Here is a 24,261-nt window from a genome sequence, read left to right on the forward strand (position 1 = left end):
TTCACTATGGTGTATCAACCTGCCTGTGGTGCCCGCGATATTTTGCCCCTGGATGTGGCACGGCAACGGTGGCTAGAGCAACGCCTAGAGCGCGTCTTCCAAAGCTGGGGCTACCAAGAAATTATCACACCCACAATTGAGACCCTAGCAACCCTCACAGCGGGGGGCACTGTCCATCCAGAGACGGTTATTCAAGTGCAGGGGAGCGGTGGTGAGCCTTTAGGATTGCGACCAGAATTAACGGCTTCTATTGCTCGGGCGGCGGTGACCCGTATGGCAGGTATGCAACTGCCCCAAAGGCTCTATTACAAAACTAATGTCTTTCGACGCACCACAGGGGCAGAGTTGGGCAACCAACAGGAATTTTTCCAAGCCGGAGTGGAGCTACTGGGGGCAACAGGTTTAGCGGCCGATGCAGAAATTCTCTGGCTGGTGCAGGAGTGCCTTGGGGTGCTAGCGGTTGGGGAGGCTTATCTTTTGGTGGGGGATGCCCACTTGACGCAACAGTTGCTCAGTACCTTTCCAGCGGAACTACAAAAGACCGTGCGCCAATGCTTGGCCCATTTAGACCGCGTGAGTTTGCAGGCTCTACCTGCCCCTTGGCGCGATCGCGCCCTTGCCCTTTTTGATCTACGGGGTACCCCAAAGGAGGTGGGGGAACGTTTAGCGCAGTGGTCTGATGTTCCAGGGGTTGTTGATCGCTTTGCGGAACTTCAACAGTTGTTGGCGTTGGTGGCCGAGTCCTTGGCTATTACCCTTGATCTGAGCCTTGTGCAGTCCTTTGATTACTACACAGGGATTATCTTTGAGGTCTTGATTCCTACGGAAACGGAACTGCGGTTGGTGGCTCAAGGGGGGCGCTATGATCAACTGCTCAGTATTTACCATCCCGACGGTGCGACGGTGCCGGGGATTGGTTTTGTCTTTAATGTTGAGGCACTCCTGCAGGCGGTCGCCATTCCCCCAGCCGCCCTATTGGCCCCCCGCAGTCAATGGCTTGTGGTTCCCCGCACAGCCAGCGCCCTCGCTGCCGCCCTCCACCATGCCCAAACACTGCGCTTGGAGGGCTCGACCCGGGTGGAGTTGGCACTTCTGGATTTGACGCCGGAGCAAATCCGCGCCTATGCCCGCGATCGCCAGATTCCCTATATTGCTTGGATTGAGAGTGATGCGCCACCGCAGATCGAAGCCCTCAGTGATGGGGCAACCTATTTGCAGATTCAGAGTGTCTAGGTCATGCTAACGATCGCCCTCCCCAAAGGTGCCCTCCTCAAGGACAGTATTGCCTACTTCCAACGGCTAGGCTTAAATTTTGAAGCACTCCTAGAGCCGGGAAATCGGCAACTTCAGGTTCTCTCTCAGGATGGCTGTGCCCGCGCCCTTTTGGTCCGTGCCCAGGATGTCCCCGTCTATGTGCAGTATGGTCAAGCGCAGTTGGGCATTGTTGGGTATGACGTGCTGCGGGAAAAAAATCCCCATGTGGCCAAACTAGCGGATTTGGGCTTTGGTCAGTGTCGTCTATCGGTGGCCGTTAAAGCCTCTAGTCCCTACCGCAGTGCCCGCGATTTGCCCCCCCATTGCCGCGTTGCCTCAAAGTTTGTCCGCTGTGCCGATGCTTTTTTCCAGCAGTTGGATTTGCCCGTGGATATTGTGCCCCTCTATGGTTCAGTGGAACTGGGGCCAATTACGGGCATGGCGGAGGCAATTGTGGATTTGGTGTCAACGGGACGTACCCTCAAGGAAAATGGCCTTGTGGAGCTAGAGCAAATCTTTAGCAGCACTGCCTACTTGATTGCCCATCCCCGCAGCTATCGCCTCAACCTCAATGGTCTTGGGCACTACGTTCCACAGTTAACAGGGGCGATCGCTTGATTACCGTTGCCTGTGCACCACCATGGCTGGCAGGGGTTCATTGATTGGCCCTCGGCAGTTACCGTTGGCGCGATCGACGTCTTGAAGCTTGTGGTGTGCCCGCTGCCATGCTTCAACAAAACGGCTGACCCGAATGGGGTCAATGGGTTGTTCAATCTGACCATTGCGCTTCAGGGAACTGGCAACAATGACGCCGTTGACGTAGGGCACCAATTGCTCCACATTGTCCCAAGAGGCACCACTGCCAATCAAAAGGGGTTGTCCCTTGGCGGCACTGGCGGCGATGGATAGATCCTCCTCAGTGGGTGGCTGTCCTGTTGCCCAACCGGAGAGAATCACCCCATCGGCGAGTCCGCGGTCAAAGGTGTCCCGTACTGCCGTGGCCAGATTTGGGCTGTGGAGGGGCTGGGCGTGCTTCACCATCACATCGGCAAAAATTTTGATGTCTTGCCCCAGTTCACGGCGGTAGCGCAGCAGTTGATGGGCTTGGCCTTCGATAATGCCTTGATCGGTGGCCATGACCCCAGTGAGCACATTGACGCGGATAAATTGTGCCCCCGTACAGGCGGCGATCGCCAGCCCACTAAAGGCATCATTGCGCAGCACATTAAGGCCAATGGGCACAGCTACCAGATTCTTTAACCGCTGCACCACTAAGGTCATGGCACTGACGACAGCAGCATCCACCCGATCTTTGCTGAAGGGAGCATCAAAGAAATTCTCAACAATAATGGCATTGACTCCCCCTGAGGCAAGGGCTGTGGCTTCCTGTTCTGCGCGGTCAATAACAGCCTTGAGACTCCCCCCCCAACGGGCGGAGGTGGGTAAGGGAAGGAGGTGGACAACGCCAATGACTGGGGTTGCAGTATGAAAGAGAGTCCGGAGATCCACAACGATTTTGGCAATAGGTGAACAGTGCAGGTATAACAGGAGGAGTGAGCGGCACTCTCCACAGGCACAATGGTAGAATGCGCTGACTTAAGTATATCCCCGTCTGACCCCCCCCTCGTGGCGATCGCCCTCGGAAGTAACCTGGGTAAGCCATTGCTGCAACTGCGCTCAGCCGTCCAAGTGCTTGCCCAAACGCCAGGGATCAGGGTCTTAGCCTGCTCGCCGTGGTATCGCACTGCCCCCCTAGGCCCCCCTCAACCGGATTACTGGAATGGCTGCCTCGTTGCTCGGGTGCAACTCTCCCCTTGGGCACTACTGAAAAGGCTGCAGGCAATCGAAGCGCAGTTTGGTCGCCAACGGCAAGAGCATTGGGGGGCCCGCACCCTTGATCTAGATCTGCTGCTCTATGGCGATTGCATCATTCGCACCCCAGATTTGACCGTGCCCCATCCACGGCTGGCGGAGCGGCCCTTTGTCCTTTTGCCCCTTGCGGCGATCGCCCCCCACTGGCGCCATCCCCTCCTGGGTGAAACCATCCAAACCCTACGGGAGCGGGTGGGGGATGCAGGCATTATTGCCGTTCTTTCTGACGATGCTGACGAAACCACCTTTGCAACTGCTGCCGACAGGCCGTTGCCTGAACCCCCCCAATGACCTGAAGCCGGTGAAACACCGCTGGGCTATGGGGCAGTTGCAGCACCGAATCAATTGCCCCTGATTTTGGATCCGTCGTCCCATAGATGAGGGTGTGAATGCGGGCCTGGACAATCGCACCGGCACACATCGGGCAGGGCTCTAGGGTGACGTAGAGGCGGCAGCCCGTTAAATACCACGTACCTAGATGCTGACCGGCGCGGCGTAGGGCAATGATTTCCGCATGGGCAGTGGGGTCGTGATCTCGCTGGCGACGATTTTCCCCCGTAGCAATGAGTTCATTCTCAGCACTGACAATCACCGCACCCACGGGCACTTCATCGGCGGCTCCTGCCTGTTCTGCAAGGGCGATCGCCTGTTGCATCCAAAAGTCGTGCTGGTCTGTTTCTGGTAAAAGGAAAATGCCTGGCATGGCGATCCCGTTGTCGCAGCGGCTATGGTACTATTTTCTCAGTTCTGTTGCGATCGCTGAATTCTTTTAGGAAAACACCATGATGGATGCTTTGGTTTTGATTGCGAAATTGCCGGAAGCCTACGCCATTTTTGATCCCCTTGTGGATGTGCTGCCAGTGATTCCGGTGCTCTTTTTAGCCTTGGCCTTTGTTTGGCAAGCCGCTGTTGGTTTCCGTTAAAGATAGCTCCGATCAAACTAACCCTGTTGACTGGCCCCGTTGGTTCCAGCGGGGTTCTTCTTGAGTTTGTTTCATGCACTTCCTTCCCCTATGGCAGGTCACAGTAAGTGGGCAAACATCAAACGGCAAAAGGCGCGGGTGGATGCCCAAAAGGGCAAGATCTTTGCGCGGCTATCGCGAGCAATCATTATTGCGGCTCGGCATGGGGGAGGGGATCCAGCGGGCAACTTTCAACTGCGCAGTGCCATTGAGAAGGCCAAAGCAGCAGGGATTCCCAGCGAAAATATTGAGCGGGCGATCGCCAAAGGGACTGGTACCCTCGACAGTGATGCTCCCCTAGAAGAAATTCGCTACGAAGGCTATGGGCCGGGGGGTGTGGCATTTTTGATTGAAGCCCTCACGGATAATCGCAATCGCACGGCGGCAGATCTGCGGGCCGCCTTCAATAAACAGGGGGGCAACCTCGGCGAAACCGGCTGTGTGGGCTGGATGTTTGAACAGTGCGGCATTGTAACCGTTACTGCACCTAAAGATGAAGAAGCTTTCCTTGAAGCCCTGCTGGCGGCTGAGGTTGAAACCTACGAAATCCTAGAGGAGGTGGCCGAGGTGCGTTGTCCCGTCCCTGCCCTTGAAACCGTCAGCGAAACCCTCAAAGCCCACGGCTATACCGTTCTCGACACCGAAAGCCGCTGGATTCCAATGAATACCGTAGAAATCACCGATGAAGACACGGCACGGCGCCTCCTTAAGCTGATGGATGCCCTCGAAAATCTCGATGATATTCAAAGTGTGGCCACCAACCTGACGATGAGCGATGCCCTCGTGGAGGCAATGTACGTCTAGCCATCCGTGGTTTTACGGAATCTGAGGGAGAATTTCCTCTTTCTCAAGGGTGGCAAAGTTAAGTGGAAACACGGTAGGCACTCAAAGGCAGCCGTGGGAGGATAGAAGTACGGCTGCAGGCCTGCACTGAGGCACGCTGTGTGTAATCAGATTGAAGCTCTCTTGAGAGCGATGCTCTTTTTCTCTCAATCAGCCTTGATGGCTAGTGTGTTTCCCCTGTCGGCTCGTGTGTGTTCCCTAGGTTCCCTGTGGAAAAAGGTGGTAGCCAGTTTTTAATGTGTTTCCTGAAGGGCCGATAGGGGAGCGCTTGCAAAGTACCGGCGGCGGAAGTTTTCCTCAGCGATCGCTCCCCTAAAGGCCTCTAGTGCTGCTGTTGTAGCCGGAGAAGGTTTTATCTGGGGCGGCCATTGGCATCGGAACTTGTCCCCAGTGTTCTCCACTTTAACCCCTAGGGTTGCCAGCGCCCTGAGAGCATAGCGCAATGTCATTGCCTCAATGTTAAGCTCTTGGCAAAGCGCCTCTCGCCGCAGCCACGTTCCCTGTTGACCAGCCTTTTGGCAACGTGTTAGGAATTCCTGCCAAACCGTGAGGGCATCCTGTTCCTTAGGGAGCGAGTAGGCCAAAATCAGGGGTTGCTGCTCCTGTTTAGCCCGTTGAATCCATTGTCGCCAGTTTTCCCGTGAGGTTGGGCAGGTGTCCACGCACAAGCCAGTCTCAGTCACCCCACCGGGGCAATTGCGGCCATCAATGAGGGCCTGAAAACGAGCAGTTTCAATGATACTGGTGCGACTGGGGCGCAGATCTTGAATGACAGCTGATAGGGAGCTTTGCCACTGCTGTAGTTCAATCACTAGATCACAGGCTCCCTTGGGACAATCCCCGATTTGATGATCCCACCACTTGGCGGGAAAGGTTTGCTTTGCTTGGGGATCGAGGAGCATCATGGAAACATACCGCCTTGTGGGGTCATTTTTGACTTTGTTCTCCTGCACTTCGGTGAGTTCTACATGGCGCACAAGTAAGCGGGGGAAGGGATGGTGGGTTGAATCAAAGGGAGCAAGTATTTCTATTTCTTTGAAGAGGGCATCGTTCAATTGCTTTAGAGTGACTTCCAAATCAATCCTCAACGGTTGCGGTGCCGCAGTTGCCGTCCCCTCCTGCTGGCCTAAGAATTGGTTGAGGGCTGCTTCCAAAAGGGAAATGTGCTCCATCTTGAGTCTAAAGCCTGCTGCATAGGGATGCCCGCCGAATCCCTCCAATAAATGCCGTTGACAACGCAGTGCCTCATAAAGATCCACCATGCCATCGGAACGGGCTGAACCGGCGGCCATTCCCGTAGCGGCATTGGTCTGTAGCAAAATGGCGGGACGGCCATAGGTTTTTACCATCTCGCTTGCCACTAGGCCCAATAGGCTCAAGGACCAATTCTCATCAGTCAGTAGGATCACCCGTGTGACCGAGAGATCCAGCTGAGCTACTTTGGCATGGGCAACCTGAGCGATCTGTTTTTGACGCTGTTTCCGCTCGCTATTCATCTTGTCAATCTTGCGAGCCAACTGCCTAGCTTCTTCTTTGTCTGGCGTGGTCAAGAGTTGCACCAGTGGCCCCACATCCCCATGGATACGACTCACGGCATTAAGGCGGGGGGCCAGCGCAAAACTAATATCCCGTTGCCGAGCCGTATTCTGGGACACTTGCCCCAAAAGGGCGGCAATGCCCGGTCGCAGGGCCTGACTCTGGCCTAGTTTTTCCAGACCTCGCTGGGCAAGATAGCGGCACTCTCCTCGCAATTCAACTAAATCAGCAATCAGACCAATGGCCACCAGATCAAGGAGATTCTCGAGGGGATACCCCTGGGTTTTCTCTGGCCATCTGGCATAGACGGCTTCCAAAAATTTGTAGGCGACGCCAACTCCCGATAAGTGATGTAGGGGATGATTCGGGGACAACTGCCGCGGATTGATCAGCGCCACAGCCCCCAAGGGAGTGGGTTCAAGGGCATGGTGATCGGTCACAATCACGTCTATCCCCAGCGTTTGGGCAAAGGCAATTTCAGCAGCATTGGTGCAGCCAGTATCACAGGTGATGATCAGGGAGACCCCCTTTTCGTTCAGCTTTTCAAGGCCATGGCGCGAGAGGCCATGGGAGTCGCACTGGCGATTGGGAATATAAAAATCCACCAATTGCGTTCCCAAAAGGGGTTTTAGTCCTTCCCAGAGGACGGCGGTGGCCGTTACCCCGTCGGTGTCAAAGTCTCCCCAAATGGCCACCTTTTCCTGTTGATCGAGTGCCTGTTGCAAACGCCCGAGGGCAGCAGGCATGTCTGGAAACTCTAGGGGGGAGGCTGACTCGTAGTGGCGCCAATCTAAGAAGGGGGGCACTTGCTGAAGAGCATCGCGGTAGCCCCGCTGCCAAAGTAACTGAGCCGTAATGGCGCCTGCATCGGGATGGAGCCACTTAACTGCCTCGATGAAGTTGGGGGGGGCGGGGTCAGCAGAATAGACTTGCCAGGGACGCTGCATGGCGGTGAATTGCTCAGGGAAGGCTGCGAAGATTCTTTGATCATAGCGATCGCCCGCCCAGACTGGCGAAATGAGCTCCTAGGCGAGAAACCTGGTACTCTCCCTGAGTGGCAGCAGGGGGTACCCCCTATAGTGGCAATATAACAATTAGGACGGAGAGAGAGGGATTCGAACCCTCGGTGAGTTGCCCCACACAGCATTTCCAGTGCTGCGCCTTCGACCACTCGGCCATCTCTCCAAGTTTAGGCAGTTCTACTATCCTATCAGAAGTCCTGTGTCTCTGCTGCATCCAATTGCCCAAGCGAGTTTTGCCATCATCGATCGCGAGATCGGGCCTCATTCTTTTGACCCCCCTAGCTATGCGATTTTGCGGCGGATTATCCACAGCACGGCCGATTTTGAGTTTAAGAACCTCCTGGAGATTTCGCCGGGGGCGATCGCCCACCTCACTCAAGCCCTGCGCTCAGGTGTGCCGATTATTACGGATGTGGCCATGGTCAGTGTTGGCATTCAAACGATGGTCAGCCGCACCTTCCAAAACCCAATCATTACCGCCCTTGACGCTGGCAGCCCCACCGCCCCTGGTCAAACCCGCAGCGCAGCAGGGATGCTCCGCGCTTGGCAACAGTGGCCCCACGGTCTGTTTGTGATTGGGAATGCACCAACGGCCCTCCTGGCCCTGTGCGATCGCCTGCAACAAACCCATGTGCCTCCGGCAGGGGTTATTGGCGTCCCCGTTGGCTTTGTCAATGTCCTGGAGTCAAAAGCTGCCCTTGCCCAACTACCCGTGCCCCAAATTCGCATTGCCGGTCGCAAGGGGGGATCGCCTGTGGCAGCGGCGATTGTCAATGCCCTACTGGAGTTGGCCGATAGCGAGGCGCCAGCGTGACTCCGATTCATGTGGTGGGCATTGGCCTAGAGGGTCTCCAAGGGTTGGCAGCCACTGTGCAGCAGATTCTTCATTCCGCCACCCTCTTGGTGGGGAGCGATCGCCATCTGCAATTGATTCCCGAAGGGGACACCCCCCGCCTCTCCCTAGGGAACTTTAATGCCAGTCTCAAGGCGATTCAAAACCACTTGGACACCACACCCAACCCCCAAGTGGTCATTCTCACCAGTGGTGATCCGCTGTTCTATGGATTGGGACGCTGGCTCCTTGAAGTCTTTACCCCGGATCAGTTAACGTTTCATCCCCACCTCAGTGCGGTGCAATTGGCCTTTAGTCGTCTCAAGCTCCCTTGGCAGGATGCAGTAATCTACAGTGCCCATGGGCGGGATCTAGCGGGATTGGTGCCCCTGTTGCAGCGGGGGGTAGAGAAAATTGCCATCTATACCGATGGCGAGGCCAATATTGCTGCCATTAGCCGTCTATACCAAGCATTGCAGGTGCCTGTGGCCTATCGGGCGTGGGTTTGTCAGGCCCTTGGTAGCGCCGAGGAAGCCATTCTGCCCTGGGACTTGGCCCAACCGGTGACGGGGCTGCCGCCAGTACATCCCTTGAATTTGGTGGTGCTCCTGCGTCAACCCCAGCGCCTACCCCCTAGGGAACAGCCCATTCTTGGCCTAGGGGATGATCAGTTTTTCACCTTTGAGGATCGCCCTAGCCTGATGACGAAGCGGGAAGTGCGGGTACTGGTTTTGGCGGAACTGGCCCTCACCGGCACTGTAGAAATTGTTTGGGATATTGGTGCCGGCACTGGCAGTGTGGCCGTGGAAATCGCCCGCCTTGCCCCCCAAGCCACCGTCTATGCGATTGAGAAAACAGCTATTGGCTTTCAACTGATTGAGCGCAACCGCAAGGCTTTTGGTTTGACCAACCTCATCCCGCTCCAAGGGACAGCCCCCCAGTGTCTCAGGGATTTACCGCCGCCGAATCGGGTGTTTATTGGCGGCAGTGGTGCTCAGTTACTGGCCAATCTCGACTATTGTTGGTGCCACTTGAAAGCTGGCGGCCGGCTAGTGCTGGCGATCGCTACCCTCGAACACCAAGGCCAAGTTCTCCGCTGGTGTCAGACCCATCAAATCAACCCGCAAGTGCTACAGGTGCAACTCAGCCGTTCCGTTCCCCTGGGTCAAGGCCACCGCCTCCACCCCCTGAATCCGGTTACCCTAATTACCCTGCCTCAGGGATAGAAGTAGCCATCGGGGTAGATAGTGGTGCGATCGCACACCGCCACCGACAAATCGACACCCGTTGCCCGAAAAAAATTACATCCCTGTACCTGTGCTTCCGTTAAATCCGCCTGCTCTAAATTGGCCTGTTGCAGGTTTGCCCCTTGGAGATTTGCTTGGCGCAAATTGGCATAGCGCAGATCCGCCCCCCGAAGATTGGCCCCCCGCAGGTTTGCCCGCTCCAAATTGGCCGTGCGTAGATTGGCCCGCACAAGGCTCGCCCCCTCGAAATCCGCTGCAGCGAGGTTGGCTTGGTACAACTCAGCATCTCCCAACTCACTATGGCGCAAATTAGCAGCAGTTGCCTGAATTCGATTTAACTGGCAATAGGGCAAGTAGGCATTCGCCAGTGTACTCTCGCTAAAATCAGCATCACTGAGGTTGGTGTCAAAGAGACTCAAACCCGTTAGATCGCTGCCGCGAAAATTCCGTTCGCCTGCTGCATAGGCTTGGAGTAGCTCCTCCGCGTTGAATTTCGCCATAATGGTAAAAGAGTATTTCACAGTCTTAGGTATTTCTACTTAGGCTTTTTTGACTGTAGGGGAATTTATTGACGAAGTTACATTACTTAATGGTTTCTTAACTTGGTGAGGCACCACCATGGGGTTTCAACAACTTTCTTTGGCACAGCATTACCACGAACGCACCAAGTACGCCCCTGAGACCTTAGCCCAACAAGCTGCCCCCCTGGATTGGAGCCGTCAACCGAGTCCCTTCAAAACCTATCCCCTGGGCTCCGTCTTTTCCCTGAAGTCGTTCCTAGAGCCAGCGAAGGGGTCGGCTCACCCCTACTGGCAGCGACTCTCCCGCTTGTTGTACTGCACCTATGGCATTACTGGGGTGGTTCCCTATCCCGATCAGCCCTTTTATATGCGGGCAGCACCCTCTGCGGGAGGGCTATATCCAGCGGAGATCTATGTTCTCACTCGCAACGATACTGCTATTCCCGCTGGCATTTATAACTATCAAGTAAAAGATCATGCCCTTGTGCAGGTGTGGCAAAGCTATTGTTGGTCAGCCCTACAGGCGGCTTGTCTTTGGCATCCAGCCCTAGAAAGGACGCACATTGCTCTGGTGGTCACAGCCGTCTTTTACCGTTCCGCTTGGCGTTATGGCGATCGCGCCTATCGCCGCATTTGTCTTGACATTGGGCACCTCTTGGGGAATGTGGAACTGGCCGCCAATATCCATGATTTTCGTGCCCACTTTATTGGTGGTTTTGTGGATGCCCAGATGAATGAACTGCTTTACCTTGATCCAGAGCAGGAGGGGGTCTTGGCGGTGGTTGCCCTGGCCAATTTGCTGGCAGTGGACGAAAACTTATCCCCGTTTCCCTCTGTGTTACCCTCTGCTACCTGCTATGACTATGGGGCGATCGCCAGTGGCGAGTTGCTCAGAGCCTGCCATCGTGCCAGTGCCCTCACAAGTAGTGAGATAATCTACGGCATGCAGACACCCAGCCCCAGGGCCAAGGCGCCTCCCGAACCCCCTGCAAGTAAGTACAACTTTCCCTTTGGGCTGCGGGTCAGTCTCAGCAAAACCATCATTCACTGGGAGACCAATCTAGCCGCTCTGCAGCAAACCATTCTCCAGCGGCGTTCCACCCGTCAGTACAGTGGCCAAGGGATTGAGGTGGATCAATTGGCTGCCCTGCTCACCTTTGCCTACCATCCGCAAGACTACCGCGATCAAGGCCTAGACGAATGCCCCAGTTTCTTTGACCCAACCCTGGTGGAAACCTTTATTGCCGTGACGCGGGTCAGGGCGCTTGAGGAGGGCTGCTACTACTACGCTATAGCTGAGCATGAACTCCGCCAGATTCGCTTCAAGAACTTTCAGGAACCGTTGCACTTTCTCTGTCTCAATCAAGACCTCGGTCGCGATGCCGCAGTGGTGATTTTCCATACCGCCAATCTGGAGCGGGCGATCGCTCGCTATGGCGAACGCGCCTATCGCTACCTGCACATGGATGCCGGCCACCTCGGCCAGCGACTTAACTTAGCCGCTACCGCCTTGGGGCTAGGGGTGAGTGGCATCGGCGGCTTCTTTGATGATCAGGTCAACGATCTCCTCGGCATTCCCCCCGAAGAAGCCGTTCTCTACATCACCACTGTTGGCAAAGCCGCATGACCCTCACCACCCGTGGCCACTACAGTATCAAGGCTCTGTTGGACTTGAGTTTGTTGCCCAACTATGGGCCTGCCTCGGTGCGTACCATTGCTGAGCGGCAAAAGATTCCTGCCCCCTATCTAGAAAAACTCTTGATTGAATTGCGGCGTGCCGGCTTGGTGCGATCGCTGCGCGGCGTCTATGGGGGCTATCAACTCGCCCGTCCCCCAGCGACCATTTCCCTGCGGGATATCCTTACTGCTGTTGGTGAATCGCCAGCTCCCCTGTTTTTACACCCCCCTCAACCGGAAGATGGCACCGCCGATTGGGTAACCTTGAGTCTCTGGCAACGACTCCACCAAAAACTTCAGGAGGCCTTGGCCAGTATTTCCCTTGAGGATTTATACTTTGATGCCCGCAGTTGGCAAGCGGCCCAAGGGGATGGGGCAACATTTGTAATCTAGGGGTAATCTAGTGGTAACCTAGAGAATTTAGGCTCAGGGCATCCCGTTAAGATGGCAGACGCAGGATGCCAACGCCAAGCTACCCCAAAGCATCACTGATCGTTCGCGAACGTGGTTTGCCAAAACAGGCAGTCATTCTCAGTCCCGATCGCCAGTGGACCAGTGGCCCCCAGCTGGACTGTTGTATTCATCTCACAGATACCTATGTCTCGCGGTTGCATGCTGAGATCAACGCCTTTCTCTTTAGGGGGCAGCCCCTCTCCTTCATTAGTGATTCTCACAGCCGCAATGGCACGTTCCTGAATGGCCTGCCGCTTCAGCACAGGACTCTGCTTCACCATGAAGAGGTCATTGGTGTGGGCACTACCTATCCAGACATTTACCTATCCAGACATTTAAGGAAATCTCCCTCGATGAGTGCCCGGAATTGACTAAAGGTTCAACAGACCGTCTGCCTGGGGTCGGCGAGGGTTTGACAGCCACAGGGGATCAATTTTATGATGGAAAATTGTTGAGTTTGCACGGAACAGGTTTTCCAAGAGGCGCGCATCCCCTCACCTGCACGGCAAGGAGTTTTTTAATTTCTATGGCATACGCAATCATTGAGACCGGTGGCAAGCAACTGCGCGTTGAACCCGGGCGCTTTTACGATGTGGAGCGGCTCGCCATTGAGCCGGAGGGCACCATTGATCTTGAACAGGTGTTGCTGGTGCAAACCGATAGCCAAGTCCACGTGGGTCAACCCTACGTCAGTGGTGCGGTTGTCTCTGGTACGGTGATGGAGCATCGGCGCGGGCCGAAGGTGATTGTCTATAAAATGCGGCCGAAAAAGAAAACCCGCAGGAAAAAAGGCCACCGTCAAGAACTCACTCGCATCATGATCAATGAGATTCGTCTCAATGGTGAATCCCTAGGAGGTTAACATGGCACACAAGAAAGGAACAGGTAGTACCCGCAACGGTCGCGACTCAAATGCCCAGCGTTTGGGTGTCAAGCGCTTTGGCGGGGAAGTGGTCAAGGCCGGTCACATTCTGGTGCGGCAGCGGGGAACAAAATTCCACCCGGGCGCGAATGTGGGTCGTGGGGGTGATGATACCCTTTTTGCAATGATTGCCGGTGTCGTTACCTTTGAGCGCTATGGCAAAAATCGCAAGCGTGTGAGTGTCTATCCCCTAGCAGAGGCCTAAAACTGCCCTTCAACGTCAATACAATATCAATAAAGGTGCAAAAATGATGCCATTGGGTCAATCCTCGGGGTTGGCCTTTTTTTTGTCTCAGACAATCCCCTCCCTAGGGGCGTAGTGGCCCGAGTATTGTAAATTTCTATGAATAGCTTGCTTTAAGGTCGAGAAATTGTTAAATTAGATACAGAAATAAATCGTTCATCCCTCACAGGGCATCAGTAAACGCTTTTCAGACCGAGTTGAATTGTCAGCGTTGTACCTTTGCGAGGGACGGAAGTAGGGAAATCGATCCCGAAGGAACGCGCCTCAATCAGTCCACCTTGTAATAAAAATGGGGCGAAAACTATGACGACTCTGACCTATCGCGGCGTTCAATACAACTACGTTCCTCCAGCGATCAACACCCAAGCAACGGATGTCGTGGCCAAGTATCGCGGTAGCACCTATCGGGTGGCTGCGGTGACAAATCCGCCGGAAGAATCCTTAAAAATCATGACCTATCGCGGCGCCAAGTATCAAAAAGGCAAACCGCCCGCCGGTGTTCCCGCTGCTCGCTTGGCTGATAATGTGGCCTCGGTGCCCATGACAGCAACAGTTAACGAAATGGCTCGCTCCTTGGCGATGGCCCATCATGTGATGATTAAAAGCCGTGAACAAACCCTCCTTGCCCGAATGGCGACAGCGATCGGCATGCCCCTGAGTGCTGCCCACTACTGGCAGCACATTCAGGGCAAAGTGAATCCCGCTTTGGCGGCCACCTACGATCGCTCCCCTGTGGCGCTGAGCTAAGACAGAAAGGACGGAATGAGAAGGGATGGCAGTGCTGAGTTGAGTCTGTAGGCAAACAGCAAGGGAGCCAGGTCATCCTGGGCTCCCTTTTGGTGGGGTAGTTGGGCCATTAGCCCCGCCGATCCCAAGGCCCCCAGATTGCAAAGGTCATCCCCGGATGGTAAAGATTCACAAACAGGGTTTGGCCATCGGGGGAGAAGCAAACCCCCGCTAGTTCCTGATCATTGAGGGCATTGCGAGCAAGGGTGTACACTTCGCCGGTGGGCGTGATGCCAACCAGACGGTTCACTGAATCGTTGCCATCTTCGCAGCAAATGAGATCTCCCCAAGGTGCCATCGTCAAGTTATCGGGGTAATCCAGAACTGCCTTGCCGGGGGACTCCACAAATAGCTCAAGGGTGCCCCCCGCCGTTGGGGTGCTGCCGGGGCGATATCGCCAGATTTGACCTAAGCGCTTGTTACCGCCGCTGGTGGCAGTAAAGTAGAATTCGCCATTGTGGTAGCAGAGGCCTTCACCGCGCACAAATTGGGCTGCCCCTTTCTGATAACCTTCATAGCGCACTGTATCTTGGGGGGGGTCAGGTTCCGCAATATTCACCCATTCCACCTCGAAGGGCTGGCGTAGGGGAAAACCCTGACCCGTCTTAGCTTTCGGGTAGCGTTTGATTTTCAACGCCTGGAGTTGACCGCCGGCGGCAAGGTTGGTGGGCTTTTTGGGAATAAAGCGATAGAAGAGACCATCCCCGCGATCCTCTGTTTGATAGATGATATGTGTTTTTGGATCGATGGCGATCGCCTCATGTTGAAAGCGCCCCATTGCCTTCAGGGGAACTGGCGTCACTGGTCCCTGGGCACTGATGGGCACTTCAAAGTTATAGCCATGGGGTTTTTGCACGGGGCCTCCGTTGGCGGGATGTTCAGGGGTGGAAATCGTTTCTTCGCAGCTAATCCAACTGCGCCAGAGGGTTTTGCCACCGCCGCAATTGCGGGAGGTGCCGGCCAAGGAAACGTAATGCTTGAGGAGCTGGCGATCTTTGCTGACCACAAGGGTGGTTGTGCCGCCGCGGGCAAGGGGGTCGTACATCTTGTCCTTGGGAACTACTACCCCTTGAAAGACCGGGGACAGTCCAGGAGTGATCTCATGGTTACGTACCAGGATGGTTGTGCCATCAGGGCCAGCAAAGGCGGCCATGCCATCATGGCAGGTGGGCACAGGGGTGCCATCACTGAGGCGATCGCCCAGCTTTGAGAACACTCGATACTGAAACCCGGCTGGCAAATCCAACAGGCCCCTGGGATCCTTGACCAGAGGGCCAAAGCCACGACCTGTCACTGATTGGCCGCGGGCGGCCCGTTGATACAAAAGCTGCAGCCCTTGGGGCAGCAGCGCTGCCCCCATACCGGCGGCTGCCAGGGTGAGGAAGCGACGACGTTGCAAACCCATAAAAAAACACCGAAACGGCACAACTAATGGCTAAAAGCCAACCCGTATTGTTTTACTGCAAGTTAGGAAGTTATTCAAGAGCGTTTTGTTGCCGACAGGCGATGGATTGCTAAAATAAATTCATAACGAGTTTGGATAAGCCAATGCGAGTTTTGGATTTGCCTCTCAAGGCCATTCGTCGTCCCCTGATTCGGCAAACGGATCCAGCCAAAGTTGAAGCGCTGATGGCCTCCATTGCTGAAATTGGCCAGCAGGAACCCATTGATGTCCTTGAGGTGGAAGGGCAGTACTATGGCTTTTCGGGGTGTCATCGCTATGAAGCCTGCCAACGTCTGGGACTGCCCACGATCCGGGCACGGGTTCGCCGGGCGCCCCGTTCCGTCCTGAATCTGCACCTTGCCTAGGCGTCTTGTCAGATTGGCCCCAGTGTGGGATTCTAGCCAATTAGCCCCTCTAGGACAGCGATCGTGACCGGTGTACGCCTTGAACAACTGACCAAGGTCTATCGCGACCCCCAGCGCGGGAATGATGTCATGGTTCTGCGAGGGATTGATCTAAGTGTGGGTGGGGGCGAGTTTTTGGTGCTAGTGGGTCCTTCGGGGTGTGGCAAGAGTACTTTGCTGCGGCTCATTGCGGGTTTAGACGAACCAACCACGGGCAGGATTTGGGTGGGCGATCGCCTGGTCAATGGTTTACCCCCCAAAGCACGAGACATTGCCATGGTCTTTCAAAGCTATGCCCTCTATCCCCATCTCACCGTTTATGACAACTTGGCCTTTGGTTTGCGCCGCAACTCACAGATAAAGGGGGTGTTACCCGCTCCCATTGAAGCCACCTTAACGCGCTGGACGCGATCGCTCCCCAAGGGGATGCAACTTTCTTTTCCCCGCGAACGGGCCATTCACCAGCGGGTGAAGCAGATTGCACAGCTGTTGCAAATTGAGCACTTGCTCTATCGCTATCCCAAACAACTCTCCGGCGGTCAGAAACAGCGGGTTGCCCTCGGACGAGCCATGGCCCGCAATCCCCAGGTTTTTTTGATGGATGAACCCCTGTCTAACCTAGATGCCAAGCTGCGCACCGAGACCCGCGCCCAAATTGTCCAACTTCAGCGGCAATTGGGCACCACGACCATTTATGTGACCCATGATCAAACGGAAGCGATGACCATGGGCGATCGCATTGTGGTCCTGCACCAAGGCCAAATTCAACAAATTGCCACGCCCCTCGACCTGTATCAACGTCCTGCCAATCGCTTTGTGGCCGAGTTTATTGGCTCACCGCCGATGAATTTTTTAGCCGTGACCCTCAGCCAAGGGAAGATTCAGCACGCCAATTGGCAGTTGTCCCTGAGCCAGCCCTTGCCCTGGGCCTCAAAAGCATGGCTGGGGATTCGTCCAGAGCATTTCCTGTTGGCCACTGCTGAAGAGAAGGATACACTGGCAGCTCAGGTGGATCTGGTGGAGGCCCTTGGCCATGAAACGGGCTTGACGGTTCACCTCACGGCAACCGGAGAGACGTTGCGGGTGCGCTTGCCGGGGCAACAGCCCATTCGGCGGGGCGATCGCCTGTATTTGCGCCCTGATCCGCAGCATCTCCACTTTTTTGACGATCACACTGGGCAGCGACTAGAAGGATGAGCCAGCGTCTGCAAGAGCGCCTTGCGATGGTCGGCATTACCCGCAAGAGTCAACTGCACCGCAAAGGATTTACCCGACAGCAAGCCAATGCCATTTGGTTCGGCAACCTGCACCGACTGCGCCTTGAAACCCTCGAACACCTGGCCCACGTTCTGGGGCTGACGCCGTTGGAGTTGTTTCAGTGGCTCTATGGCGAATCCCCTGCTGAGGCGGCGCTCCAACACCAAGCCCTACAAATCCTTGAACCGTTTCTGCGCTTCTGGCCCACTGCCGCCGCTGCTGCCCGACAAAACCCCACCGCCCCTGCCCAGCGAATTTTGCCCCTAGTGCAGCCGGTGTTTCAACTCTTAGAGCAGTGGGGGGTTAGGTTGATTGGTGAAGTTGGGGCCTGTGTTCCCTTTGATCCGCACCAGCACCAGAGCGATCGCGCCCCCTTAGCGGCAGGAACACCTGTGTGCATTACCCATGCGGGGTATTGGTGGGGCGATCGCCTGCTCTTTCGGGCAGTGGTGACGCCAGTAGATATTCCTGAACAATCTGCCCCGCCAGCACATGCTCCTGAATGACCCGCTCAATCACTGCGGGCGTTGCCGAGTGATACCACACACCATCGGGATAGACCACTAAAATCGGCCCCTGTTGGCACACCCGCAGGCAATTGGCCCTGGTGCGAAAAATACAGCCCTCTGGGCGCGGTTGATCCAAGCCTAATTCCTTGAGGCGCTTTTTCAAATATTCCCATGCTTCTAAACCCACTGCCTTGTCACAACACAGGGGTTTGGTTTGGTCGGCACAGAGGAATAGATGCTGCTTAATGTGGCCAATCCCCAAGGCTGCTACTTGCTGTTCTAAGGAAGGAGATGTCATAGTTGGTCTTTCCTACTCTGCAATAAGGGTTTCCGGTGTTGGCAGCACCATTGAGGACGTCGGAGAAGACTGGCGGCGGTTCCATTCAATCTCCGGCATTTCCTCAAATGCTCGCCGCAAGGAGGCCTCCCAAAACTGCCGCACCTTTACCAAAAAAGGATCACCCAAAACAAATTCGGCGCGGTGACAGATTTCAAAGCTATCGGTGCGGTACATGATCAGGTCAAGGGGGGGGCCGACGGAGATATTGGATTTCATCGTTGAATCAAGGGAGAGCAGGGCATATTTTGCCGCCGCATCTACCGGCGTATCGAAGCGCAACGTGCGGTCTAAAATCGGCTTGCCATATTTTGTTTCACCAATCTGGAGAAAGGGAGTTTCCGGCGTCGCTTGCAGAAAATTGCCTTGACTGTAGATTAGGTAGAGGTAGGGTTCCTCGCCACGAATTTGCCCCCCCACCAGAAATGTGCATTGGTAGTCAATGTTATCCTTAGCTAACCAGGGCCGATGACTATCGGTGACCTCCCGCAGCTTACTACCGATATAGCGGGCCACCTCGTACATATTGGGCAACGTGTTGAGACTGCGCTCCAACTGCCCCTTGAGATCGCGGCGAATCAGGGTGAGAACTTCCTGAGTAATGGAAAGGTTACCAGCGGTACAAATCACAATCACCCGCTCCCCCGGCACCGAAAAATCAAAGAGCTTCTGATAGGTGGAAATATAGTCTACTCCCGCATTGGTGCGAGAGTCTGCCGCCATCACCAGACCCGATGTGGTGAGAATTCCCAAGCAATATGTCATCTTGCCGATGCTCCGCCAATAACCAAGCACTATAGAGCATATAGAGGATTTGTGGCGATCGCTAGGGACACTGAGCCTTGGAAATGAATTGGGTTATTCGCTAGGGTAGGGTTTGGTGTCACAGCGAGGTTGGCAGCGATGTCAACTATTTTAGAAACCCTTGCCCTCATCCTCCTGCTGGGATTCTTTGCTGGTCAGTTGGCGCGGCGACTGGGGGCACCTGCCTTGATCGGCATGATTCTTGTGGGGATTGTCCTCGGGCCTGGGGCTTTGAATCTGTTGCAAGCCGACGTCCTAGGGGCAGCCCCCACCTTTCGTGCCGTTGCGGTGATGGTGATTTTGATGAAGGCGGGACTGGGCTTGGATCGCCAGAAATTGGCCCAACAGGGCACTGTGGCTCTACGCCTTGGGGTGTTACCCGCCTTGTGTGAAATGGCAGTTGTGGCAGGGGTGGCCATGCTTTTACTGGGATTTAATTTGCGACAGGGGCTATTGTTGGGGGCGATCGTGGCACCGGAGTCCCCCGCGGTCATTGTGCCGGGGATGCTACGGCTAAAAAGTTTGGGCTGGGGCGTGGACAAGGGGATTAGCGATGCCATTCTCTCAGGCAGTGCCATTTCCGATGTGGTGGTGCTACTGCTTTTCAGTTTACTCATGGGGGTTGACCATGGCGGGGGATTCCTAGGCGGCTTGCCGCCCGCCTTGGCAGTGGGTGTGCAGGCGCTCCTTGAAATTGGGGGTGGCTTGATTGTGGGCTATGGCTTGGCCTGGGCGCTGGTCTTTTTGTTGGTCAAGCAAAACTGGAGTCAAAATCGGGTGCAAACAACCCTCGGGGCAGCAGCAGTGGCCTTGGGGGCAGTGGGCTTGGCCGATCGCCTGCCCCTGTTTTCCGGCTACCTTGCGGTCATGAGTGCGGGCTTCTTTTTGATTGAGATGGATGCGCCCCTAGGGCGGCAATTACGGGGGGGATTTGACGTGCTGTGGCAGGGGGCAGAGATTTTTCTCTTTGTGCTGTTGGGTGCCAGTGTCCAGTTAGGGGTGTTGCAACGTTCCCTCGGTGTGGGTTTAGTCATTTTGGCGGTGGGTACCTTGATGGGGCGGGGCATTGGTTGGTATCTTTCCACCCTTGGCAGTAATTGGACCCTCTCAGAACGCCTCTTTTTGCTGGCGGGGAATTCAGCCAAGGCAACTGTACAAGCGGCCATTGGTGCTCTGCCTTTGTCTGCTGGGGTGCCTGGGGGGGAAACGATGCTAGCGATCGCGGTTCTGGCGATCGTGATTACGGCTCCCGTTGGGGCATGGGCAATTCCCACCTTTGCGCCAAAACTCCTGCAAAAGGGCGAGGTGGATGCCACCAAAGTCCTGCTGCAACCCCGGGTTGTTCTTTTAGCACCGGTGGATACCTCCAGTGTCACCCCCTATGTTCTGCAAAAGACGGCGGAATTAGCGCGCCGTGCTGATGCGCAAGTCATTGTGCTCCATGTGCAGGACGTACCTGACCCCAAAGCGGTGGCCACCCTCGAAGCCCAAATTAAGCAGTACCTTGCAGATATTCGCTATCGTTTCATTATGACGGCTGGCCCCATTACCGAAGCCATTTTGAGTACCGCCGCCCTGTACAACGTGACTGAAATCATTCTTGGCAAACATGGTCAAAACCATAGTCAAAAGGGTTTCAAGCGTGTCTTCATGGGGTCTGTGTGTCAGACTATTCTTGAGAGTTCAACTCGACCGGTATTGATTGTGGAGGAGCCCCGCTTGTGACGTCGATTCATCCTCGGTTGCGCCCCGCCTTGGCCGTCAGTCTTGGAGCCATCCCCGGTGCCTTGAGTCGCTTCTTACTGGCGGTCTATTTGGAACCCTATCTTGTGGGTAATGTGCCCTTTGCCACGTTGATTGTAAATGTCACTGGCTGCTTTTTGCTGGGGGTGATTGCCCCCCTCGCCTTTGCCCGCACGTTTGTCGTGCACCCCGATTTGCGCTTGCTATTGACAACGGGATTGATTGGTTCCTATACAACCTTTTCATCCTACGAGTTGGATAACGACAAGCTCTTGGGTATCCGGGATATGGCAGCCGAGGGGTTTTACTGGCTCGGCAGTACGGGGCTGGGATTGCTGGCTTTGGAGTTGGGCAGCCGCTTAGTGCTGTGGGGATTAGCCTCTTGGGAGAAGTGGGATGATCTCACCTGAAGGACTGGTGGCGATCGCCCTCGGAGCTGTGCCCGGAGCGTTGACACGGTACTACGTCGGTCTATGGAGCGATCGCCGCTTTGGCACCCTGGTCTTTGGCACCCTGAGTGTGAACCTGATGGGGGCCTTTCTCATGGGCTTTTTGAGCCATGCTGTAACCCGCTGGGGGGCGCCGCTGTGGCTCAGCTATGGCCTCACCGTTGGTTTTTTGGGGTCTTTGACCACCTTTTCCACGTTTATCCTAGAGGTATCCAACCTGCGTCGCCAAGGCTATCCTCGGCTTGCGTGGCTCTATTGGCTCAGCACGCCTATCCTAGGGTTTCTTTGTGTGGAAGGCGGAATTGCTCTCTCCCGTTGGGTTTAGGTCAAGGGCTAGCCGCCCATACAGGCTAGTAGTTTCGCCTCCTCCTCCTTAGAAATGAGACGGCCTTGGTCTTCGTAGTCAGGAATTTGATCAAAGTAGAGGTAGCGATAGAGATCCGCTGCAAAGGGATTAATTTTCCGCGTCACAATGTCTAGGTACTCTTCGCGGGTAGGAATGCGCCCCAGCAGGGCACAGACTGCCGCCAGCTCTGCGGATCCCAGATAGACCCGCGCCCCTTTGCCCATGCGGTTATTGAAGTTCCGTGTGGAGGTGGAAAAAACCGTCGTGTTATCAGCAACGCGGGCTTGGTTACCCATACACAGAGAGCAGCCCGGCATCTCCAGGCGTGCTCCAGCAGCGGCAAAAATACTATAGTAGCCCTCCTCGCGCAACTGCTGCTCGTCCATGCGGGTAGGTGGCGCAATCCAGAGGCGAACCTGCACCGCTCCTTCCCCTTCCAGCACCTTGGCAGCGGCACGGTAGTGGCCAATATTGGTCATACAGGAGCCAATAAAGACCTCCTGCACCGGATCACCTGCACATTCCGAGAGAGTTTTGATATTGTCAGGATCGTTGGGGGCAGCCACAAGGGGTTCCTTGATCTGATCGAGATCCACCTCTATCACATCGGCATACTCAGCATCGGCATCGGCAGCGAGAAGACGGGGATTGGCCAGCCAGGCCTCCATTTTTTTCACCCGCCGCAGGATCGTCCGCGCATCGCCATAGCCCCGAGCCACCATGTTTTTCAAAAGGGTGATATTGGAGCGCAGGTAGGTGGCCACTGTCTCTTTGCTCAGTTGAATTGTGCAGCCGGCCGCCGATCGCTCCGCCGTGGCATCCGTCAGTTCAAAGGCCTGCTCCAGTTGCAAGTCGGGCAGTCCCTCCATTTCAATAATGCGTCCTGAAAAGACGTTTTTCTTGTTTTCCTGAGCAACGGTCAGCTTGCCCTGCTGAATGGCCACATAGGGAATGGCGTTGACAATGTCCCGCAGCGTCACCCCCGGTTGTAAGGAACCTTTGAAGCGCACTAGCACCGACTCCGGCATATCCAAAGGCATCACCCCCAAGGCCGCCGCAAAGGCCACTAGGCCAGAGCCGGCAGGGAAGGAAATGCCCAAGGGAAACCGCGTGTGGGAATCGCCCCCCGTGCCCACGGTATCGGGCAGCAGCATGCGATTGAGCCACGAGTGAATAATGCCATCCCCTGGTCGCAGCGAGATGCCGCCCCGCGAGGTGATAAAGTCCGGCAGTTCCTTGTGGGTTTTAATGTCAACGGGCTTTGGATAGGCCGCCGTATGACAGAAACTTTGCAACACCAAGTCCGCACCAAAGCCGAGGCAGGCCAATTCCTTGAGCTCATCGCGGGTCATGGGGCCCGTTGTATCCTGCGAGCCAACCGTTGTCATCACCGGTTCGCAGTAGGTGCCGGGGCGGACCCCAGGGAGGCCGCAGGCTTTACCGACAATCTTTTGCGCCAGGGTATAGCCTTTGTTGCTTTCAATGGGAGGCTTGGGACGGGTAAAGAGGGGACTGGGGTCGAGGCCAAGGGCTGCCCGTGCTTTGTCGGTGAGGGTACGCCCAATGAGCAGTGGAATGCGCCCACCCGCTCGCACTTCATCCAAGAGGGTATCGGGCTTGAGGGTAAACCGGCTGATCACTTCCCCCGCTTCATTAGTAATTTCACCGCGGTAGGGGTAAATCGTGATCACATCCCCCAGGTTCATTGGGGTGACATCGCACTCGATGGGCAGCGCGCCCGAGTCCTCCATTGTGTTGAAGAAAATGGGGGCAATTTTGCCGCCAAGGCAGACACCCCCGGTGCGCTTATTGGGGACGTAGGGAATGTCCCGGCCAATGTGCCAAATCAGCGAGTTGGTGGCGGACTTGCGGGAGGAACCGGTGCCGACAACGTCCCCCACATAGGCGAGGGGATAGCCCTTTTGCTTCAGTTCGGCAATGATTTGCAGTGCCCCCGGCAAGCGGCTTTCCAGCATTACCGTGGCGTGCAGGGGAATATCAGGGCGAGTGGTGGCATGGGGAGCAGGGGAGAGATCATCGGTGTTGGTTTCACCCGCCACTTTGAAAACAGTGACGGTAATCGCCTCTGGAAGTGGCTCACGGCAGGTAAACCAGTCGCCATTGGCCCAGGATTCCATCACTTGGCGGGCGTAGGGATTCCCTTGGTGCATGAGGTCTTGGACATCGTGAAAGGCGTCATAGACCAGGAGGGTATGGCTCAGGGCAGTGGCCGCCGCACTGGCCAGTTCCGGGTCCTCGTGGCGCAGCAGGTCAATGAGGGATTGAACATTGTAGCCCCCCAGCATGGTCCCTAGGAGTTCCACCGCTGCAATCGGGGGGATGAGGGGGCTGCTGAGTTCCCCCTTGGCGATCGCCGTCAAAAAGCCCGCCTTAATATAGGCCGCTTCATCCACACCCGGGGGCACGCGATCCCGAATCAGGTGCAGCAGGTATTCCTCTTCCCCGGCAGGTGGGTGTTGTAGGAGATCACAGACGGCAGAGGTTTGTGCGGCGGTCAGGGGCAAGGGGGGAATTCCCAAAACAGCGCGCTCTTGGGTGTGCTGACGGTATTGACTCAGTACGGTGGTGTCCACGTTCTGTTGACCTTAATTCAAAAACTTCAAAGACTTCAAAAACTTCGACGGCGCAAAGAAAACGCCATTGAAGTGCGACTTCAGTTATGGCCTAGGATCACAGAAACCTATCCTGGGGCGATCGTATTGTTAATATCATTGTTTCATCACTGATATGACAGGGCTGATATTATTCATAATTGACAAACCCCAAGGGCTGGGAA

27 protein-coding genes, 1 tRNA gene and 1 riboswitch are annotated in these 24,261 nt (G+C 55.5%); of the genes, 19 read left to right on the top strand and 9 right to left on the bottom strand.

Annotated features, from left to right (window positions below; translation table 11 throughout):
* The first annotated feature begins 6 nt into the window (after window positions 1-6).
* Together IGQ16_RS06640 and hisG are read left to right on the top strand one after the other, a co-directional pair.
* Entirely contained in the window at window positions 7-1,233 is a 1,227-nt protein-coding gene (locus IGQ16_RS06640; RefSeq protein WP_297060698.1) for an ATP phosphoribosyltransferase regulatory subunit, read from the top strand.
* A gap of 3 nt (window positions 1,234-1,236) precedes the next feature.
* Complete coding sequence (gene hisG, locus IGQ16_RS06645; RefSeq protein ID WP_024124022.1) at window positions 1,237-1,872, top strand: ATP phosphoribosyltransferase; 636 nt, start codon at window positions 1,237-1,239, stop codon at window positions 1,870-1,872.
* On the opposite strand, the gene btpA is transcribed toward hisG, so the two are convergent.
* Window positions 1,873-2,763, bottom strand: a complete 891-nt coding sequence (gene btpA, locus IGQ16_RS06650; RefSeq protein WP_024124023.1) for a photosystem I biogenesis protein BtpA — start codon at window positions 2,761-2,763, stop codon at window positions 1,873-1,875. It abuts the gene before it with no gap.
* 69 nt (window positions 2,764-2,832) lie between these two features.
* Between btpA and folK the strand changes: the two genes are divergently transcribed.
* Complete coding sequence (gene folK, locus IGQ16_RS06655) at window positions 2,833-3,417, top strand: 2-amino-4-hydroxy-6-hydroxymethyldihydropteridine diphosphokinase (RefSeq protein WP_024124024.1); 585 nt, start codon at window positions 2,833-2,835, stop codon at window positions 3,415-3,417.
* Here the strand turns inward: folK and tadA are convergent.
* Complete coding sequence (gene tadA / locus IGQ16_RS06660) at window positions 3,335-3,829, bottom strand: tRNA adenosine(34) deaminase TadA (RefSeq protein ID WP_297060699.1); 495 nt, start codon at window positions 3,827-3,829, stop codon at window positions 3,335-3,337. The two genes, folK and tadA, sit on opposite strands and share 83 nt — an antisense overlap.
* An 82-nt stretch (window positions 3,830-3,911) precedes the next feature.
* Between tadA and IGQ16_RS06665 the strand changes: the two genes are divergently transcribed.
* Window positions 3,912-4,049 (top strand): photosystem II reaction center protein K, encoded by a 138-nt coding sequence (locus tag IGQ16_RS06665; RefSeq protein WP_041429384.1) that lies wholly within the window; start codon window positions 3,912-3,914, stop codon window positions 4,047-4,049.
* Between the two features lie 90 nt (window positions 4,050-4,139).
* Window positions 4,140-4,892, top strand: coding sequence for a YebC/PmpR family DNA-binding transcriptional regulator (locus IGQ16_RS06670; RefSeq protein WP_024124027.1), 753 nt, complete (start codon window positions 4,140-4,142; stop codon window positions 4,890-4,892).
* Window positions 4,893-5,164: 272 nt separating this feature from the next.
* Here the strand turns inward: IGQ16_RS06670 and recJ are convergent, their stop codons facing one another.
* Window positions 5,165-7,414 carry a single-stranded-DNA-specific exonuclease RecJ gene (gene recJ, locus IGQ16_RS06675; protein ID WP_297060701.1) on the bottom strand — a complete coding sequence of 750 codons (2,250 nt, stop codon included), beginning with the start codon at window positions 7,412-7,414 and terminating at the stop codon, window positions 5,165-5,167.
* A 153-nt stretch (window positions 7,415-7,567) separates the two neighbouring features.
* Window positions 7,568-7,652, bottom strand: a tRNA-Ser gene (locus IGQ16_RS06680).
* 36 nt (window positions 7,653-7,688) lie between these two features.
* Between IGQ16_RS06680 and IGQ16_RS06685 the strand changes: the two genes are divergently transcribed.
* A complete protein-coding gene (locus tag IGQ16_RS06685; protein ID WP_297060703.1) occupies window positions 7,689-8,303 on the top strand; it encodes a cobalt-precorrin-8X methylmutase in 615 nt (204 codons plus the stop codon).
* Window positions 8,300-9,547, top strand: coding sequence for a bifunctional cobalt-precorrin-7 (C(5))-methyltransferase/cobalt-precorrin-6B (C(15))-methyltransferase (locus tag IGQ16_RS06690; protein WP_024124029.1), 1,248 nt, complete (start codon window positions 8,300-8,302; stop codon window positions 9,545-9,547). Before IGQ16_RS06685 ends, IGQ16_RS06690 begins: the two co-directional genes overlap by 4 nt.
* On the opposite strand, the gene IGQ16_RS06695 is transcribed toward IGQ16_RS06690, so the two are convergent.
* On the bottom strand, window positions 9,538-10,089 hold the full coding sequence (locus IGQ16_RS06695) for a pentapeptide repeat-containing protein (RefSeq protein ID WP_297060705.1): 552 nt from the start codon (window positions 10,087-10,089) through the stop codon (window positions 9,538-9,540). The genes IGQ16_RS06690 and IGQ16_RS06695 overlap by 10 nt on opposite strands.
* A gap of 97 nt (window positions 10,090-10,186) precedes the next feature.
* On the opposite strand from IGQ16_RS06695, the gene IGQ16_RS06700 reads away from it, so the two are divergent.
* The 6 genes from IGQ16_RS06700 (at window position 10,187) to IGQ16_RS06725 (ending at window position 14,132) form a co-directional block, all read left to right on the top strand.
* Window positions 10,187-11,716 carry a SagB/ThcOx family dehydrogenase gene (locus IGQ16_RS06700; RefSeq protein WP_297060707.1) on the top strand — a complete coding sequence of 510 codons (1,530 nt, stop codon included), beginning with the start codon at window positions 10,187-10,189 and terminating at the stop codon, window positions 11,714-11,716.
* Window positions 11,713-12,159, top strand: a complete 447-nt coding sequence (locus IGQ16_RS06705) for an Rrf2 family transcriptional regulator (protein WP_024124032.1) — start codon at window positions 11,713-11,715, stop codon at window positions 12,157-12,159. Before IGQ16_RS06700 ends, IGQ16_RS06705 begins: the two co-directional genes overlap by 4 nt.
* Before the next feature lie 65 nt (window positions 12,160-12,224).
* Window positions 12,225-12,590 carry an FHA domain-containing protein gene (locus IGQ16_RS06710; RefSeq protein ID WP_297060708.1) on the top strand — a complete coding sequence of 122 codons (366 nt, stop codon included), beginning with the start codon at window positions 12,225-12,227 and terminating at the stop codon, window positions 12,588-12,590.
* A 155-nt stretch (window positions 12,591-12,745) separates the two neighbouring features.
* The gene (gene rplU / locus IGQ16_RS06715; protein WP_024124034.1) at window positions 12,746-13,081 is read left to right on the top strand and encodes a 50S ribosomal protein L21; all 336 of its coding nucleotides are present in this window, start codon (window positions 12,746-12,748) and stop codon (window positions 13,079-13,081) included.
* A gap of 1 nt (window position 13,082) precedes the next feature.
* On the top strand, window positions 13,083-13,346 hold the full coding sequence (rpmA, locus tag IGQ16_RS06720; protein ID WP_024124035.1) for a 50S ribosomal protein L27: 264 nt from the start codon (window positions 13,083-13,085) through the stop codon (window positions 13,344-13,346).
* A gap of 190 nt (window positions 13,347-13,536) precedes the next feature.
* Window positions 13,537-13,649: riboswitch (Glutamine riboswitch) on the top strand.
* 39 nt (window positions 13,650-13,688) lie between these two features.
* Window positions 13,689-14,132 carry a DUF4278 domain-containing protein gene (locus IGQ16_RS06725; protein ID WP_024124036.1) on the top strand — a complete coding sequence of 148 codons (444 nt, stop codon included), beginning with the start codon at window positions 13,689-13,691 and terminating at the stop codon, window positions 14,130-14,132.
* Window positions 14,133-14,241: 109 nt separating this feature from the next.
* Here IGQ16_RS06725 and IGQ16_RS06730 read toward each other — a convergent pair whose 3' ends face one another.
* Window positions 14,242-15,576: an alkaline phosphatase PhoX gene (locus IGQ16_RS06730; protein WP_024124037.1), complete on the bottom strand. Its 1,335-nt coding sequence runs from the start codon at window positions 15,574-15,576 to the stop codon at window positions 14,242-14,244.
* 143 nt (window positions 15,577-15,719) lie between these two features.
* Here IGQ16_RS06730 and IGQ16_RS06735 point away from each other — a divergent pair, with 143 nt between their 5' ends.
* The 3 genes from IGQ16_RS06735 to IGQ16_RS06745 all read left to right on the top strand — a co-directional run bounded on the left by IGQ16_RS06735 (window position 15,720) and on the right by IGQ16_RS06745 (window position 17,782).
* A complete protein-coding gene (locus IGQ16_RS06735) occupies window positions 15,720-15,980 on the top strand; it encodes a ParB N-terminal domain-containing protein (protein WP_024124038.1) in 261 nt (86 codons plus the stop codon).
* 63 nt (window positions 15,981-16,043) lie between these two features.
* Window positions 16,044-17,216, top strand: a complete 1,173-nt coding sequence (locus IGQ16_RS06740) for an ABC transporter ATP-binding protein (RefSeq protein ID WP_297060709.1) — start codon at window positions 16,044-16,046, stop codon at window positions 17,214-17,216.
* Window positions 17,213-17,782: a helix-turn-helix transcriptional regulator gene (locus tag IGQ16_RS06745; RefSeq protein WP_024124040.1), complete on the top strand. Its 570-nt coding sequence runs from the start codon at window positions 17,213-17,215 to the stop codon at window positions 17,780-17,782. The genes IGQ16_RS06740 and IGQ16_RS06745 overlap by 4 nt, the downstream gene beginning before the upstream one ends.
* Here the strand turns inward: IGQ16_RS06745 and IGQ16_RS06750 are convergent.
* Together IGQ16_RS06750 and IGQ16_RS06755 are read right to left on the bottom strand one after the other, a co-directional pair.
* A complete protein-coding gene (locus tag IGQ16_RS06750) occupies window positions 17,676-18,083 on the bottom strand; it encodes a ferredoxin (RefSeq protein ID WP_024124041.1) in 408 nt (135 codons plus the stop codon). The two genes, IGQ16_RS06745 and IGQ16_RS06750, sit on opposite strands and share 107 nt — an antisense overlap.
* A 12-nt stretch (window positions 18,084-18,095) precedes the next feature.
* Window positions 18,096-18,887, bottom strand: coding sequence for a proteasome-type protease (locus IGQ16_RS06755; RefSeq protein ID WP_024124042.1), 792 nt, complete (start codon window positions 18,885-18,887; stop codon window positions 18,096-18,098).
* 138 nt (window positions 18,888-19,025) lie between these two features.
* Here IGQ16_RS06755 and IGQ16_RS06760 point away from each other — a divergent pair, with 138 nt between their 5' ends.
* Genes IGQ16_RS06760 through IGQ16_RS06770 form a run of 3 tightly spaced genes read left to right on the top strand, consistent with a single transcriptional unit; the run spans window position 19,026 to window position 21,443 of the window.
* Window positions 19,026-20,651, top strand: a complete 1,626-nt coding sequence (locus IGQ16_RS06760; protein WP_024124043.1) for a cation:proton antiporter — start codon at window positions 19,026-19,028, stop codon at window positions 20,649-20,651.
* Window positions 20,648-21,079 (top strand): fluoride efflux transporter CrcB, encoded by a 432-nt coding sequence (crcB, locus tag IGQ16_RS06765; protein WP_024124044.1) that lies wholly within the window; start codon window positions 20,648-20,650, stop codon window positions 21,077-21,079. The genes IGQ16_RS06760 and crcB overlap by 4 nt, the downstream gene beginning before the upstream one ends.
* Window positions 21,066-21,443: a CrcB family protein gene (locus IGQ16_RS06770; protein WP_024124045.1), complete on the top strand. Its 378-nt coding sequence runs from the start codon at window positions 21,066-21,068 to the stop codon at window positions 21,441-21,443. Before crcB ends, IGQ16_RS06770 begins: the two co-directional genes overlap by 14 nt.
* Before the next feature lie 8 nt (window positions 21,444-21,451).
* Here IGQ16_RS06770 and acnB read toward each other — a convergent pair whose 3' ends face one another.
* Window positions 21,452-24,058 carry a bifunctional aconitate hydratase 2/2-methylisocitrate dehydratase gene (gene acnB, locus IGQ16_RS06775; RefSeq protein ID WP_297060710.1) on the bottom strand — a complete coding sequence of 869 codons (2,607 nt, stop codon included), beginning with the start codon at window positions 24,056-24,058 and terminating at the stop codon, window positions 21,452-21,454.
* Window positions 24,059-24,261: the final 203 nt, after the last annotated feature.

The sequence above is a fragment of the Thermosynechococcus sp. M3746_W2019_013 genome (assembly GCF_015296045.1).
Lineage (GTDB): Bacteria > Cyanobacteriota > Cyanobacteriia > Thermosynechococcales > Thermosynechococcaceae > Thermosynechococcus.

Coding starts and splice junctions, on each gene's coding strand:
- IGQ16_RS06640 (WP_297060698.1), top strand. CDS start 7: ATGGTGTATCAACCTGCCTGTGGTGCCCGCGATATTTTGCCCCTGGAT.
- hisG (WP_024124022.1), top strand. CDS start 1,237: ATGCTAACGATCGCCCTCCCCAAAGGTGCCCTCCTCAAGGACAGTATT.
- folK (WP_024124024.1), top strand. CDS start 2,833: ATGGTAGAATGCGCTGACTTAAGTATATCCCCGTCTGACCCCCCCCTC.
- tadA (WP_297060699.1), bottom strand. CDS start 3,829: ATGCCAGGCATTTTCCTTTTACCAGAAACAGACCAGCACGACTTTTGG.
- IGQ16_RS06665 (WP_041429384.1), top strand. CDS start 3,912: ATGGATGCTTTGGTTTTGATTGCGAAATTGCCGGAAGCCTACGCCATT.
- IGQ16_RS06670 (WP_024124027.1), top strand. CDS start 4,140: ATGGCAGGTCACAGTAAGTGGGCAAACATCAAACGGCAAAAGGCGCGG.
- recJ (WP_297060701.1), bottom strand. CDS start 7,414: ATGCAGCGTCCCTGGCAAGTCTATTCTGCTGACCCCGCCCCCCCCAAC.
- IGQ16_RS06700 (WP_297060707.1), top strand. CDS start 10,187: ATGGGGTTTCAACAACTTTCTTTGGCACAGCATTACCACGAACGCACC.
- IGQ16_RS06705 (WP_024124032.1), top strand. CDS start 11,713: ATGACCCTCACCACCCGTGGCCACTACAGTATCAAGGCTCTGTTGGAC.
- IGQ16_RS06710 (WP_297060708.1), top strand. CDS start 12,225: ATGCCAACGCCAAGCTACCCCAAAGCATCACTGATCGTTCGCGAACGT.
- rplU (WP_024124034.1), top strand. CDS start 12,746: ATGGCATACGCAATCATTGAGACCGGTGGCAAGCAACTGCGCGTTGAA.
- rpmA (WP_024124035.1), top strand. CDS start 13,083: ATGGCACACAAGAAAGGAACAGGTAGTACCCGCAACGGTCGCGACTCA.
- IGQ16_RS06725 (WP_024124036.1), top strand. CDS start 13,689: ATGACGACTCTGACCTATCGCGGCGTTCAATACAACTACGTTCCTCCA.
- IGQ16_RS06730 (WP_024124037.1), bottom strand. CDS start 15,576: ATGGGTTTGCAACGTCGTCGCTTCCTCACCCTGGCAGCCGCCGGTATG.
- IGQ16_RS06735 (WP_024124038.1), top strand. CDS start 15,720: ATGCGAGTTTTGGATTTGCCTCTCAAGGCCATTCGTCGTCCCCTGATT.
- IGQ16_RS06745 (WP_024124040.1), top strand. CDS start 17,213: ATGAGCCAGCGTCTGCAAGAGCGCCTTGCGATGGTCGGCATTACCCGC.
- IGQ16_RS06750 (WP_024124041.1), bottom strand. CDS start 18,083: ATGACATCTCCTTCCTTAGAACAGCAAGTAGCAGCCTTGGGGATTGGC.
- IGQ16_RS06755 (WP_024124042.1), bottom strand. CDS start 18,887: ATGACATATTGCTTGGGAATTCTCACCACATCGGGTCTGGTGATGGCG.
- IGQ16_RS06760 (WP_024124043.1), top strand. CDS start 19,026: ATGTCAACTATTTTAGAAACCCTTGCCCTCATCCTCCTGCTGGGATTC.
- IGQ16_RS06770 (WP_024124045.1), top strand. CDS start 21,066: ATGATCTCACCTGAAGGACTGGTGGCGATCGCCCTCGGAGCTGTGCCC.